At 36.3% G+C, this 14,601-nt stretch carries 13 protein-coding genes; 10 read left to right on the plus strand and 3 right to left on the minus strand.

Annotated elements, in window-relative coordinates; all coding sequences use genetic code 11:
- Positions 1-57: 57 nt before the first annotated feature.
- The 3 genes from dxs to WNY79_RS10795 form a co-directional block, all read right to left on the minus strand.
- The gene (gene dxs / locus WNY79_RS10785) at positions 58-1,920 is read right to left on the minus strand and encodes a 1-deoxy-D-xylulose-5-phosphate synthase (protein WP_342875841.1); all 1,863 of its coding nucleotides are present in this window, start codon (positions 1,918-1,920) and stop codon (positions 58-60) included.
- A 106-nt stretch (positions 1,921-2,026) separates the two neighbouring features.
- Positions 2,027-2,914, minus strand: coding sequence for a (2E,6E)-farnesyl diphosphate synthase (gene ispA, locus WNY79_RS10790; protein ID WP_342875842.1), 888 nt, complete (start codon positions 2,912-2,914; stop codon positions 2,027-2,029).
- Positions 2,915-2,916: 2 nt separating this feature from the next.
- Positions 2,917-3,159 carry an exodeoxyribonuclease VII small subunit gene (locus WNY79_RS10795; RefSeq protein WP_024599856.1) on the minus strand — a complete coding sequence of 81 codons (243 nt, stop codon included), beginning with the start codon at positions 3,157-3,159 and terminating at the stop codon, positions 2,917-2,919.
- Between the two features lie 321 nt (positions 3,160-3,480).
- Here WNY79_RS10795 and pomA point away from each other — a divergent pair, with 321 nt between their 5' ends.
- The 10 genes from pomA to WNY79_RS10845 all read left to right on the plus strand — a co-directional run bounded on the left by pomA (position 3,481) and on the right by WNY79_RS10845 (position 14,601).
- Positions 3,481-4,248, plus strand: a complete 768-nt coding sequence (pomA, locus tag WNY79_RS10800; RefSeq protein ID WP_024597197.1) for a flagellar motor protein PomA — start codon at positions 3,481-3,483, stop codon at positions 4,246-4,248.
- Between the two features lie 2 nt (positions 4,249-4,250).
- On the plus strand, positions 4,251-5,171 hold the full coding sequence (locus WNY79_RS10805) for a flagellar motor protein MotB (protein ID WP_024597196.1): 921 nt from the start codon (positions 4,251-4,253) through the stop codon (positions 5,169-5,171).
- Positions 5,172-5,383: 212 nt separating this feature from the next.
- Positions 5,384-5,890, plus strand: coding sequence for a hypothetical protein (locus WNY79_RS10810; RefSeq protein WP_024599855.1), 507 nt, complete (start codon positions 5,384-5,386; stop codon positions 5,888-5,890).
- A 45-nt stretch (positions 5,891-5,935) separates the two neighbouring features.
- Positions 5,936-6,085: a hypothetical protein gene (locus WNY79_RS10815; RefSeq protein ID WP_259399666.1), complete on the plus strand. Its 150-nt coding sequence runs from the start codon at positions 5,936-5,938 to the stop codon at positions 6,083-6,085.
- Between the two features lie 131 nt (positions 6,086-6,216).
- Positions 6,217-8,586, plus strand: a complete 2,370-nt coding sequence (locus tag WNY79_RS10820) for a hypothetical protein (RefSeq protein ID WP_342875843.1) — start codon at positions 6,217-6,219, stop codon at positions 8,584-8,586.
- Complete coding sequence (locus tag WNY79_RS10825; RefSeq protein ID WP_342875844.1) at positions 8,577-10,931, plus strand: hypothetical protein; 2,355 nt, start codon at positions 8,577-8,579, stop codon at positions 10,929-10,931. The genes WNY79_RS10820 and WNY79_RS10825 overlap by 10 nt, the downstream gene beginning before the upstream one ends.
- Positions 10,932-10,935: 4 nt before the next feature.
- Entirely contained in the window at positions 10,936-11,457 is a 522-nt protein-coding gene (locus tag WNY79_RS10830; RefSeq protein ID WP_342875845.1) for a hypothetical protein, read from the plus strand.
- Positions 11,458-12,852, plus strand: a complete 1,395-nt coding sequence (locus WNY79_RS10835) for a site-specific integrase (RefSeq protein ID WP_342875846.1) — start codon at positions 11,458-11,460, stop codon at positions 12,850-12,852.
- Between the two features lie 305 nt (positions 12,853-13,157).
- Complete coding sequence (locus WNY79_RS10840) at positions 13,158-14,174, plus strand: hypothetical protein (protein ID WP_342875847.1); 1,017 nt, start codon at positions 13,158-13,160, stop codon at positions 14,172-14,174.
- Between the two features lies 1 nt (position 14,175).
- Positions 14,176-14,601, plus strand: coding sequence for a hypothetical protein (locus WNY79_RS10845; RefSeq protein ID WP_342875848.1), 426 nt, complete (start codon positions 14,176-14,178; stop codon positions 14,599-14,601).

A 14,601-nucleotide genomic window follows, 5' to 3' on the forward strand; every position in this document is an offset into this window, starting at 1 on the left:
TTAAAAAAGGAGCCTAGGCTCCTTTTTTAATATGCTCAACTTTAGATGTATAGGAAGTTAATTAATAAACGCTTTAATAGCGGTTAATATTCCTTGCTCGCCTAGTCCCATTTCATTGTGCATTTCATCTTGGGTGCCGTGTTTAATAAACTCATCAGGAATACCTAAGTTAAGAATATTAATATTAGCTTTTAGCGTTGCTAAGAATTCGTTAACTGCAGAGCCGGCACCGCCAGCAATCGCATTATCTTCAAGCGTAACAATTACATCGTGGCTAGTTGCAAGCTCATTTAAAAGTGCGGTATCAAGTGGTTTAATAAAACGCATATTAACAAGCGTTGCATTTAATTCATCTGCAGCAAGCTGTGCATTTTCAAGTAATGTACCGAACGATAAAATGGCAATTTTACTGCCTTTCTTAATTGTATCTGCCTTACCTATTTCAAGCAGTTGCATAGTGCTTTCAATGTCTGCAGTACCAGCACTACCGCGAGGGTAACGAACTGCAACAGGGCAGTTTGCTTTATAGCCGGTGTACAGCATTTGACGGCACTCGTTGGTATCGCTTGGTGCCATAATTACCATATTTGGAATGCAGCGCATAAAGCTTAAATCGTACGCACCTTGGTGAGTTTCACCATCGGCTCCCACAATACCAGCGCGGTCAATGGCAAATAATACAGGTAAGTTTTGCAGTGCAACATCATGTATTAATTGGTCATACGCACGTTGTAAAAAGCTTGAATAAATAGCAACAACAGGTTTTAAACCTTCACAGGCAAAGCCAGCGGCTAAAGTAACGGCATGCTGTTCAGCAATAGCTACATCAAAGTATTGATCTGGATGCTCTTTAGAAAAACGTACCATGCCTGAACCTTCGCGCATTGCAGGCGTGATAGCCATTAACTTGCTGTCTTGTTCGGCCATATCGCATAACCAATCGCCGAATACTTTTGAAAAAGTGGCAGCACTAGGTTTAGATTTAGGCAGGCTAGTTGTGCTCGGATCGAATTTTGGTACACCATGGTAGCCAATTGGATCGGCTTCAGCCGGTTTGTAACCCTTACCTTTTTGCGTTTTTATATGTAAAAGCTGTGGGCCTTTTAAATTACGCATATTACGTAATGTATCTACAAGCATGTTTACATCGTGGCCATCAATGGGGCCAATGTAATTTAGGCCTAATTCTTCAAAGAAGGTACCCGGGATCATCATACCTTTAATGTGCTCTTCCATTTTACTGGCAAGTTGCTTTACCGGAGGCACACCTGAGAGTAACTTTTTACTACCTTCACGAATGTTTGTATAAAAGCTACCTGATAAAATTCGAGCAAAGTGATTTGTTAATGCGCCAACATTTTCAGAAATCGACATTTCGTTATCATTTAAAATAATAAGCATGTCTGATTTTACATCACCTAAATGATTCATTGCTTCAAATGCCATGCCTGCGGTTATAGCTCCGTCACCAATAATGGCTACAGACTTTCGACCTTTACCTTCTTTTTGTGCGGCAATAGACATACCTAAAGCAGCTGAAATAGAGGTGCTCGAATGGCCTACGCTAAACGTATCGTATTGGCTTTCATCACGAAAAGGAAAAGGGTGCAAACCGTCTTTTTGGCGAATAGTGTGCATTTGGTCGCGACGACCAGTAAGGATTTTATGCGGATAAGCTTGATGACCCACATCCCAAACTAGGCGATCATCTGGAGTGTTATAAACATAATGCAGCGCAACGGTTAGTTCAACCGTCCCTAAACCAGAAGCTAGATGACCGCTACTTTGCGATACTGAGTTGAGTAAATAATCGCGCAGCTCATTGCTAAATGCAGGGAGTTTGTCTTGCGCTAAGTCGCGCAATTGGGCTGGCTCGTCAACCAAATTAAGTAATGGATACTTGCTACTATCAAGTGTCATGGTTTTATTTATATCCTTCGCTAACATTAATTTGATTCAAAGCTATTACGAATAATTAATGTTGGGTAATAATGTCAGTGCTAATTGCAATACGTATGAGCAAAAATTAGTGGTCACGCTCAATTAGATAATTTGCTAGCGACGCAAGAAGTGTTGTGTCAGCATCTATATTTGCCAACGCTTCATGGGCTTGTTGTATTAAATTCTGCGCCTTTACTTTAGCGCCTAGCATACCTAATAACGCCGGATATGTCGCTTTATTCGCGGCAATATCGGAGCCTTGCGGCTTACCTAAAGTAACCGTATCGCCTTCAACATCTAAAATGTCGTCGTGTACTTGAAATGCTAGCCCTATAGCATACCCAAAAACACTTAAATTTTCTAAGGTTTGTTGATCTGCCTTTTCACTGCACAGTGCACCAAGTGTAATTGCGCAATTAATTAGAGCCCCGGTTTTTAGTTTATGTATTCGCTCAAGCTCTTGTACGGTAATTACTTTATCCGTTGCAGCTATATCGAGGCCTTGTCCGCCAACCATACCTTGTAGACCTGATGCTTGGGCTAATTGTGCAATCATTTTTACTTGTGTTTGTGATGAGCATTCAAATTTGTGATTTGCAATAAGCTCAAAGGCAAGAGTTTGTAGAGCATCACCGGCTAAAATTGCGTTTGCCTCGCCAAATTCTATGTGGCAAGTAGGGCGTCCGCGACGTAAATCGTCATCGTCCATTGCAGGTAAGTCGTCATGAACTAACGAATAGCTATGAATGCACTCAATTGCAGCAGCCAGTATGTTTAAGTCTTGTTGGTTTGCGCCTAGCATTTTACCTGTGGCATAAACTAAAAATGGACGTAATCTTTTACCGCCATTAAATAATCCATACTGGGTGGCGTTCTTTACAGTTTCTTCTGTATCGAGAGGCTGTTTAAAATGCAGTTGTAAAGTTGCTACTACATCTTTTTGAGCACGTTCAATATGATTTTTTATGCTCACAGCTATTCCATATCACTATCAAAATTTGTAAGTACTGACTTTTCGCCATTCCCCATCAAAATTGATACTTTTTGCTCTGCTTGCTGTAATTTCCCTGATGAAGCACTTGCTAATGCAATTCCACGCTCAAATTGCTTTAACGATTGCTCAAGCGATAAGTCACCTTGTTCCATGTCACTAACGATTGTAGATAATTCTTCTAGTGCTTGTTCGAAACTTAAGTTTTCAGGTTTTTTAGTCGCCATCTTTATTTCAGCTTACATAATAAATTTAGGGGTCAATTTTAGGGGGAATGCTAAACTAGGTCAAAGGATGATATTGGTTTTTTACCTTTATCACGTTAAATTATATTTCAAGTGCATTAATAAAGCCTTAATAGCGGTCTGTTGATTTAATAAATCAATTGATAATTAGGTAGCCTCTATAACTTGATCTAAGATAGTGCTAAAGGCTGCTTTTTATGTTTATTTATAAAAATGGCTTAAGCAATTCAATATGTTGCCGATAAGCAGTTAATAATAAAAGTTTATGATAAGGCCATTAAGCATGAAACTTCTGGAGGAAATGTGGATTTAGCAACCATAATTGGGATCCTAGGCGCAATTGGCTTAATTGTCATGTCTATGTTTATGAGTAGTAGCGGCGAAATGGCTATGTTTGCCGATGCCCCTTCAAGTGTAATTGTATTTGGTGGTTCGCTCTTTATTGTTTTATCAAACTTCACCATGTCGCAATTTTTGGGGATAGGTAAAGTTGTTGCTAAAGCGTTTATGTTTAAAATTGAAACGCCAGAAGAACTTATTGAAAAAGCTGTAGAGCTTGCTGATTCAGCTCGTAAAGGAGGCTTTTTAGCACTCGAAGAAGCTGAAATCCCAAATCCATTTATGCGCAAAGGCGTCGACATGCTTGTTGACGGACATGATGCAGATGTAGTTCGCGCTACACTTCAAAAAGATATTTCTCTAACCACGACTCGCCATGAAATGGGCGCAGGTTTATTTAAGTCATTAGCCGATATAGCACCAGCAATGGGAATGATTGGCACCCTAATTGGCTTAGTTGCAATGTTATCTAACATGGATGACCCAAAAGCAATTGGCCCGGCAATGGCGGTAGCACTATTAACAACTTTATATGGCGCGTTTTTAGCTAATGTTGTAGCAATCCCAATTCAGGTAAAACTTGAACTGCGTAAAGACGAAGAAGCTATGAATCAACGTTTAATTTTAGATGCTATTTTAGGTATTCAAGATGGTCAAAATCCAAAAGTAATCGAAGGTATTTTGAAAAATTACTTAGCTGAATCTAAGCGCAAAGTAGATACCGAGGAGTAACTATGTCTGATCAAGAGTGCAAATGTCCACCACCAGGCTTACCTGCATGGATGGGAACTTTTGCCGATTTAATGTCATTATTAATGTGCTTCTTTGTACTCTTGCTTGCGTTTTCAGAAATGGATGTACTTAAATTTAAACAAATAGCAGGCTCAATGAAGTTTGCTTTTGGTGTACAGAATAAAATTGAAGTAAAAGATATCCCCAAAGGTACCTCTGTTATTGCCATGGAGTTTACCCCAGGCAAACCAGAACCAACCCCAATAGAAACCATTCAGCAACAAACTGTAGAAATGACCCAGCAAATGCTTGAATTTCAAGCGGGAGATGAAAGCTCCGCTGGTGGTAGGCAAGAGCAGCGAGGAGATAAACGAGGGGGGGAATCTCGTAGCACATCGCAAGAACAATCGTCAGAGCAAGCAACTTCAGCTGCCGATCAGGAACAAACTAACGAGCTTGTTAAAAAAATAGCGCAGCAGCTTGAAAAGCAAATAATCGATGGCGCAATTGAGCTTGAGTCTTTAGGGCAGCAAATAATTATTCGTATTCGTGAAAATGGCTCATTTCCCTCAGGGAGTGCATTTTTACAACCAAAGTTTAAACCCATAATTCAAGATATTGGTGTGCTGTTAAAAGATGTACCTGGCGAAATTACTGTATCTGGCCATACCGACGATTTTCAGGTATCGAATGAGCTATATATTAATAATTGGGATTTATCGTCAAAGCGTGCTGTAGCAGTAGCAAGCGAACTGCAAACAGTGCAAGGGTTTGATAAAAATCGGATGATGGTAGTAGGGCGCGCTGATACTCGTCCACTTGTTCCAAACGATTCAAATGAAGATCGCCGAAGAAACCGTCGAGTAGAAATATCAATCCTGCAAGGTAAGGCTAAAGAGTCTGCTCCTATTGATGTGCGCTAAGTTATTGCTTGTGTTATATTTCACTATGTTTGTTTTAATTTAAGGTACTTAATTGCCTTAAGTATCTTGGCAATTTCATCATTTTAGCTTACAGTACATTTCCTTAACATATGTAATGGAGTGCCTGTGAAAATAATCAATAAATATTGCGACATGCCGGGTAATGGTGATGGTACTGATGACGATAAAAAAACAAAATAGGGCAGAGTATTTTGCCTGAATGGTTTTTATATATTGTTAGTATTTTAAGCAAAAGCTGGGTTTTAATGCTAAGTCCGGCTATTTTTATATTTTTTGTATTTAAAGATCGCCTAGCCTTTCGATTTGTATTACTTACCGCAGCTTTTTTCCTCTTTGGTAACCTAACTGCTTCAAGCCTGCGAGCGTTTGATGACATTTATATTTATCGTTATTTAGTTTGGGCGATCACAGATATTATTTGGATGGCACTTATAGCTTACTGGGGTATAAAGGATAAAGTTTATTTATGGCAATGTGTTATTGGGCAACTAGTTGTTATTGGCGCACCTATATTACAACTATTCCGATTAGTTGATCGCCATTTGTGGGATTTAGCTTACAGTACCGTTATTTATCAGACCCTAATGCCATTTATCAATATTGCCACGGTGGTTGTATGCTATTTACCTTTAATTATCCTTTTCACTAAGCAAGGTAGTGTAAGGTCAAAAATAGAAAACTCCCCACCTTCAAAATAGCTGTGCTAAACTACTGTTTATATAAACAGTGAGTGAGCGACTCCCATGAAACTCTACATTGCAGAAAAACCATCACTAGGCAGAGCAATTGCTGATGCCTTACCAAAACCACATAAAAAACATGATGGTTATATAGAAGTCGCTAATGGCGATTGTGTATCGTGGTGTATTGGGCATTTGCTAGTTTCCCCTTAAAGTATATGTTGTCAATTAATATAATTCATTGTTTTAAAATGGTTTTAATTTAATTCTATGTCATTATGTTAATTGACAATTGTCAAAGAAAAAAATCTTAACATGCAAATCAAATATATAGGTTTACGACTATGAATCTTGTTGCAATTGAAGGCTTTTCTTCTGTAAAAAATGTACTTTCAGAACCACTGAAAAAGTTAATTTTGGCTAAGAGCGAAGAAGGGGGGTACGCAAAGGCCTCTAATGTGATACTGAATATTTATGCAACTTTTGTTGATACTCAATGCTTAAGTGTCAAGCATGTTATTAATTACTCGGCTATTGATGTTTTAAATGATGAAAACACCTTTCAAAATCATTTCTATCTACTTATAGGTTTTGTGTATGAGGAATTTAACGAATTTAGTAACGCGAGAAAATATACAATAACATTAAAAATCGGTAAGTTATTTTCAAGCATTGCATTAGATTTAAGTTTTCATACCTTTAATCCTTCAGTAGTTTTACAAAATAAAATTTCAAAAGATGCCATGAGTTGTATAGAACGATATAAGGCTTCTCTTCAAAATATAGATAAAATTAAACTGTTTTGTGGTTGGAATGTAACAAGTAAATTTGGTGATATGTACTTTATTCATTTGGAAACTATTCATGCTACTTATGGACCAACATTTACAAATGAAGTCTTACTGGCAATTCAGAACTATGGAGCTAAACAAAAATCAACGTCCTTATATAGAATTATTGGCAATATAATGCCTTTGCTCAACACTATTGCTAGATTGTATCCAAGTGAAGTAAGGATTAGAGAAGCACTATCAGAAAAACAAAGCAACAAAACATTCCTAGCTGTTTTAGGGTGCATGATTGCAGATCAAAGACTTGCGGGTAATTCTATTGAAAACTTTTTGAATACAGTTTGGACCCAAGCAATTAATGTTTATATGAAAATTTTTGTCGACACTAATTTTTTTGGATTACCACAATTTGAAATTGTAAAACCAAAGTATAAAGTACAACCAAAAAGTAGTTTTTCAGTATCAACTGGTGGTGGATTCAATATAAAAAACACTCAAAAGCTTCTTTCAGGGATACCATTATCTATATCTGATAGTGAGGCAATAGAGGCTATCACGTCTCGTATTAATCGTGATATTGAGCATATTAAGTTAGTTGCACTAAATAGAGTGGAGGAGCTTGTTTCCCGTCGGAAGCGCAATAAAGTATTTATTAATGAAGGAGTGGTAAGAAATTTCCCAGCCTGTAACTCTGGAACCAGTGCTCCTGTTGGGGTTGATAATTTACCTAATATAGTCGCTACATTTGAACACTATAAATGGAGCAAACCCTCACATAACTTCCCCATGACTCTTCAGGCTCCTGCGGACTTCTTAGTTCGGGAGTTAAATATACCCACTAGTACAAATATTTTATGTTTTTTAACTTTGTTAATCATCGAGCACCCCCAAATAACTCCCTCATGGATTGCAAATTGGGAGTTATTTAATCGCGATGGAAAAAAAGTAGGTTTCGTACAAGTAGGAAGTCAATATGCGATTGTCAGCTGTAAAATGCGTAAGGGAGTCAATAATGCTGAGCAGATTCTGATACTTAACGATAGATCAATTAGTCTTGTTAAAAATCTTATTGAATATACTGATATTGCAAGGCAATGGTTAAAGCGCCAAGGTGATGATAATTGGAGATTTATGTGTTTACATTGCTTATCTATTGGCTCAAAGCCTACAACAATTGCATATGGCAACAGGAAAAAAATACAGCCCTTACCTCAATTTTATGCTTTATTTGATCAAGCTTCTCTTAATAAGAAAGGAGAGGTTATTTTATCAAAAGAAGAAGCTAATGATTTAGCGTGTAATATCAATCTGCGGCCAATTAGGTCGAGTCGAGCTCTACAAGTTTATTTTGAAACATATTCTGTTGTTGCTATGTCTGAAGCGTTAGGACATAAACAATTAAAGCCTGATTTACTAAGTAGTTATTTACCTGATGTAATACTTGAATATTTTAATAATAGGTGGATTAGAATTTTTCAAAATGCAGTTATTTGTAAAGCAATGAAACATTCACCATACCTAAGTAATGCAGCAGATTTAAGTGTAAATGAGCTTGATACTTTTATGACAAATCATGGTATTGGCGATCTTCCTGAGCACCTTTACAAAGGTAAGCAAGTTGCAACAAGTATAAATGCTGAACCTGATGAGATAAAAGGAGATTTTGATAAGCTAGTCATACCATTTTCTATTCCCCTCATTCAAGTTCTGACAGCCATAATTACTGTAGTGGAATCTTCTACTGAAGAAGTATCTGATTTTTTTATTAAGTGGTATGAGTCTGCATGTTTTTTAATAAAACAATTAGAAATAAGTGTAGGGGAAAAAGCTAGTTTTGTTTCAAAGGAAATTGAATCACTTTATAAAGAAGCTAAAGCTAACCCACTTTGCCCATTTAAATTCAAGGATGCACTATGTCATTAAGGCTTGTTAGTCATTCAAAAATATTATCTAACATTATAAATAGAAAGCAAAAATTCAATGAGTTGAGTGCGCTTGACATGGAAAGTGTTATCAAACTTGCATCAACAGATATTGATAGACAGCATTTTTTTGAGTCAGTCTTAAATGAAAATACGACTCTGTTAGATAATGATAGTAGAAAGCCATATTGGTTAGACAATAACTTTGAAGCCCCTGATTGGATATTAAATTTATCAGAATCACCAAAACATATCCATTGGGGAGAGGTTATTTTATCTGACGGGAATAAGCTAACAGATGAAATACATAGGCCATTACTTAATACTTTTAAAACTTGGATACTAGCTACAGATGACCCATTAGTTAATGGGGGGAAATTCTCAAAAAAAATCACTGTTAAAATGAAAGTTACATTAGTGGTTAGCTTGATAAATGCAATATTAATAAACGGAGATAAAATAGGCTTAGCGAAGAATCACCTGTTCTCTATTAATCGTGATTTTATTATGTCTATCATTAATTCATTAGCATCTGCAGGTAGTAGCGAGGGAATTTATAGATATTCATCAAGAGTGAAAGACTTCATTGCTACTCACTGCAATACAATCACCAAAAAAGAAGTTGATATATTTAAGAAAAAGTATCCTGTCGTTATGAGGGATATTCAGCCAGAAAAAATGCTTCTGGGTTTAAGCATTGAAGAACGGTTGAGAGTATGTTGTTTCTTAAAAAGTAATGGACACTATTCAAGTAACCTCAATATGAATCGAAAGTTATCTTTGCTCATATATTCAGGAAAGATAATTAACCCATCAGATGTATCTTTTAACGCACTAAGTGAGCTGCAATTAATAGTCAAAAACCCAACCGAGTTTTTTGCAGTACCTGTTAGTGACGACACAGAAGAGTTTTCTGATAGATACATTAGCCGGGTTCTTTCTGTTTTTCGGTTAATATTAGCGTCCAATAGTAACAGTGATACTGCAAACATCTCGGATGACGCGTTTAGGGATATAAATGCGAGAACAGTATCACTAAATACTAAAGTCTATTCTGCAGGTCGTTATTTATCTCTTCCTGCATCACTTGTATTTAGTTCCATAAAGAATGCATTTGAATTTTGTTTTGGCTATATGGACGATATTTTAGATTCTGTATATAACGTTCTGGACAATGCACCAAAAGAGAATAAGTCACTTTCTTCTGTTGATCGCATTAATGGTTCAAGTATTTTCGAGCGTTGGAGAAATGTTGAAATACTTAAGTACATATCACCAGCACTTATTGATCTAGGTGTTGAATGTTACACCTTGAGGGGAAGTAAAGTCGGGCTAAACTTCGAGGATTTGAGGGCTAATAAAGGTTTGATTGAACTCCACTCTGTATTGATGGGAGCGATTCAAGTTTTAATAGGCGCGATAATGGCTAGACGAATTGGAGAGCTTATATCACTCAAGCCAGTTGGGAATTTAAGTCACTCCGCGTCTATAGTTTCCAACAGTAAAAAGTTTGTTGACCCTAACTCAATTGAAGGACAGAGTTTAGAGTATAAGCTCATTTTTATATTGAAAAAGTCAGGAAGTGGTGGCGACCATGGTGAAAATAAAATAATTGAACGACCTATACCTCGCGCGGTTGCAGGGTTTATTTTTAAACTAGAGCGCTTTAATCAAAAAATAGCAGATTCAGAAATACAAAAAGAAAAAATGTCACTGTTCAATTATGTAAACCCTCAAAGGTTTAAGCTAAGTAAGTGCAATGTATACTCATATAACCTAGCTTCCGATCTGTTCTGTGATTATTTTGAGACGGATTGTATTGAATATAAAGGAAGTAATCGGCGATATTATATTCGTACGCATCAACTTCGCCGCTTTTTCGCGATGGTATTTTTCTGGTCAAAAGGTTTCGATGGGATTGATGTTCTTCGTCATATGCTGGGGCATACAGACTTTGCTCATTTATATCACTACATCACAGAAAGTCTATCGGGTGAGGTACTTAATGGAGTTAAAGCAACTTACTTAGCTGAAAAAGTGCTAAATGACGATCTTGAAGATATTGATAAGCTGAGAAAAACTATCGCTAATCAATTTGGGGTTAACAAAGCAAATATTTTGTTCGATACAGTATCGAATGTAGTAGAAGACTATAGCGATGGCTATGATACATCCCCACACATATCTAAACTAAAAAAACAGCAAGAACTCGAATCTAGAATTATTACATTACTTGAAATTAAGGCTATTACCTTTGAGCCCGAATTTTTTACTATTTTAACACGCGATGGTGAAACACAGGATTTTAACCTCGTTCTTCGCGTAAAAGAACATGTTGAGGACTAAAATCATGAATTCAAAAGATGCTAATGAACATAAAGTAGTCAGCTCGCAAAAGCTACTAAAAGAAATAATTATGACTCCTGCTAATTTTATACATAATGATAAATTACAAATAGCTCTGAAGTCACAAGGGCGTTTTGCAAAATTTAATTTTCCTGAATATGAAATTTTACCTTGCTCACTGAATACATTAAAGACTGCTTCTAATGCTCTTTTAAACCGAGGTTTTATTGAGTTAGATGAGTTGAGAGCTAACGCTATAATTGCTATTGAGAAAGCTAAAGTTAGCAATGTAGCCAACACTAAAACTCGCATAGGCTTAAAATATAAGGTTGCCGAATTAAAAGAAAAAAATCTTATTCTGATGAACCGTCATAGTGAGATGAGGAATATCGTATCTCTGCTTAAAGCTGAGCTTAAAAAAATTGCAGTAATTGAAACTGAAGAGCAGCGACTTGAGCAATATGCTTTTATTACGAAGAAAACGGATGAAATGCTTAGTTTAGGAATATTTACGGAGAGTAAATAGATGGCAGTTTCAATCATCAATGAATATATGTTTTTTTCTTTTTACGATATTTTTGATGAAAAAGGTATTACAAAAAAAATAACTAATATGCCCTTTGTCACTTACCCTAATGATGTACCTTGTGATGAAGTTAATATGTTTTTGAGAAAGATTTTTGAAAATGGTTCGGCTAAAGTTTCAACGCTTACATCTTATGCATATAACCTTATTCATTTAGTTGATTTTTGTTATAAGAATAAATTGCCGTTCCACCGCCTGAGTGACAGTTCATTCACTTTATTTGTTCAGGGTCTACAAGCCGAAAGGGATACTTTTGGACAAGTAAAACGGGGAAGTAATAGAGTTCGAGATATTGCTACAAGATGCCTAATGTTTTTAGAAAGTGTTCAGATTGAACAAGATCTAAAAAACTTTATAGGAGAAGGTAATCAATATGCTATTAAAATAAAGTTTAAAGAAACTAAAGTAAAGCTTGAAGGTAGGCCTGATAAATTTACTATTGCAAGAACTCATACCTCAATGCCTTCACCAGAAACTAAAAGAAAGAATTATCCAGCATCTAACGACGATATGCTTACAGTTTGGGATTATATTTGTAGGCTTGAAAATCGAGAGTTAAGGGAAAGAAATAAAGCTCTATATCAATGTTTAGAATATCTTGGTGCCAGACGTTTAGAAGTCAGCTTAATGACTGTACAAGATATAAAAGATGCAATATTAACTGATGATGCTCCCAGCTTGAAAATAAATACAGTAAAAAGAGCTGAGGGTACACTGCGCTATATCCCAATCCCGTCAGGTATACTAGCCAACATAAATCAGTACATTACGATAAGAAAAAAAATAATTAATAGAACACTTAAAAAGCATGGTTTAAAAGATCATGGATTTCTTTTTGTCAGTAGTACAACAGGTAAACCTCTATCAGAAAAAACGATTACTTCTCTTTTAAATGACTGGGCAAAAGCGGTAGGTATTAAAGGAAAGTTCCATCCGCATCAATTCCGCCATTCATTTATCACAAGAAAGCTAGTTGAGATAATCTTAGCGAACAATATCAACAACACTGATGACTTTAGACGGACTCTTTTAAATCAAGAAAAGTTTAAAATACAACTTAAAGAATGGTCAGGGCACTCTAATATCTCATCATTAGAAACTTATATTCATTTGGCTTTTGCAGAGATTGTCGGCTATTCAAAAACATATAATGCAGTTCGCCTGAACGATGCAGTTAAGGCTATGGAGCAGACCCTCGCAGACCTAGAAGGTAGGATTGCAAACAAGTCAATATTAACAACAGAGGCTCTCATAAAATTAAAGCAATCTATAACATATTTCAAAAATGACTTGCATAAATCACTTGATGAAGTAGCTCACGCAGAGCACGTCTAGTTAGAAGAGTTTGATAAGTTTAGGTTATGTCTGGTAGGTATGAGCGAACCGGACGTTAAGTTTTAACTTTGACTTTCAGTAGGACATCTAAGTTTTTTAACAAAGTAAGCCATTTAATTACATCATTCTAAAACCTATCAGCGATCACATTTGAAATATGAACTCTTGTTTAAAATTATATTAATTTTAGCTAGACAGGATTTTTAAATGCATTGTAAAAACCTTGCTTATATGACTATAAAAAAGTTTCCTGTGAGGTTATAGTAGTTAAAATTTTTAGCTTTCAATATCATGGAATCGTAAATATGTCAGCAGGAGCAGCGTCAGCTATTCAACCAACTCAAATTTCCCATCAAGATAAAGTGATTACAGGACTTTTAGATACACAAGAGTTGGGATATTCCAACTACTTATTAAACAAGTCTTCCTTTTCAACTGCTGGTCGCTGGAATACCTTGAGCAATAATTTGGCCGATGATCTAAGTGTTGGCTGTACACTGCAATCGTTAGAATCTGTTGTTGACAGAGTTATTATTTCAGCGGATCACAGCTATCAAGTTGTTAGAATGTCCTTAAGTGAAGCCAAAAATATTCGTTATGCCATAAAGAAAGTTGATGTAAATTCATATAAGTCTATATATCGTGACAACTATCCAATGAAAACAGAATTTTTCTCAGGAGTTGTTTATCAAGTGGGTGAAGACTTATGTAAAATTACAGATATGGGTGATGGGTTAGCTTGCATTTTTAGCTCCGTTTTGAAAATTAAAAGAAATTCAAATTCCCCTTCAGAGTATCTTCAGAGTTTCCACACTGTATTTATACCCCACAAATCTGAACGTCTTGAAATTCGCATATCAAATAAGATACCAGCTAGTCAAATCAACTCATCTTTTGAAAAAGTGGAAAGGGAGTTCATTAACGTTGTTGGACAGTACTTGCGAGTAGGTACTTTGAGGTCAGTCAATTCATTCAAGGCTATAGCGTCATTGTTTGACGATAAAACTGAGGGCAGAGTTCAGTATGCTATGATGACCACTAACGAAGATGGGGATGATGCAGACTTAAATGGCCGAGCTAGAAAAGATTACTGTGCTCGAAAGGTTGAGGTTTCAGATCAGGTACATAAGCATAAATATATTTGTAGGTACCTCCGCATCAGATACGGCTATGGGAATAATATAGACATGGAGACAGAGCTATCTCTGACCCCACATAAGCGTGACTGGGAAAACGACGAGTGTTTATACTTCGGTATAAAACACCCTAAAAGCGCATTATTTCAATCAATTATGGTTGATAAAGTTTTATCTAGGTCTTGATATGCAAACATGCAGCCCATTAGAAAAACTAGTCCAGTCGGTAGAAAGTGACTTTAAAGATGATAGTGAAGTAGCTAATCAAAGTAAAATGCGCGCTTATTTACGTAACTTCATTAAGTATGTCAAAGAGCACCCTTCAACTAGCTACTATCCGATATCCAAATTATTTAAGGCATCACAATGTGATTCCCCGAGTGAAGTCCTCCAAGTTACCAGTTATTTAACTTCAGATGATGTCGGCTTTTTATCAATCACGTTTTGCTACTTTCCATTGGACAGAGAAGATCCAATAGAAATTTCAGCTGAGGAATATTTTTATTCTAAGTCTAAAAGTGAGCCACCTGTGGATAAGGTCTCAGGGATAGAGATAGTTGAATTTGATCCATCTAGACTGGGTTTCTACTGTAATACGAAGGTAAATGGTTAG

The organism is Pseudoalteromonas sp. AS84, assembly GCF_038900255.1.
Classification (GTDB): Bacteria; Pseudomonadota; Gammaproteobacteria; order Enterobacterales; family Alteromonadaceae; genus Pseudoalteromonas.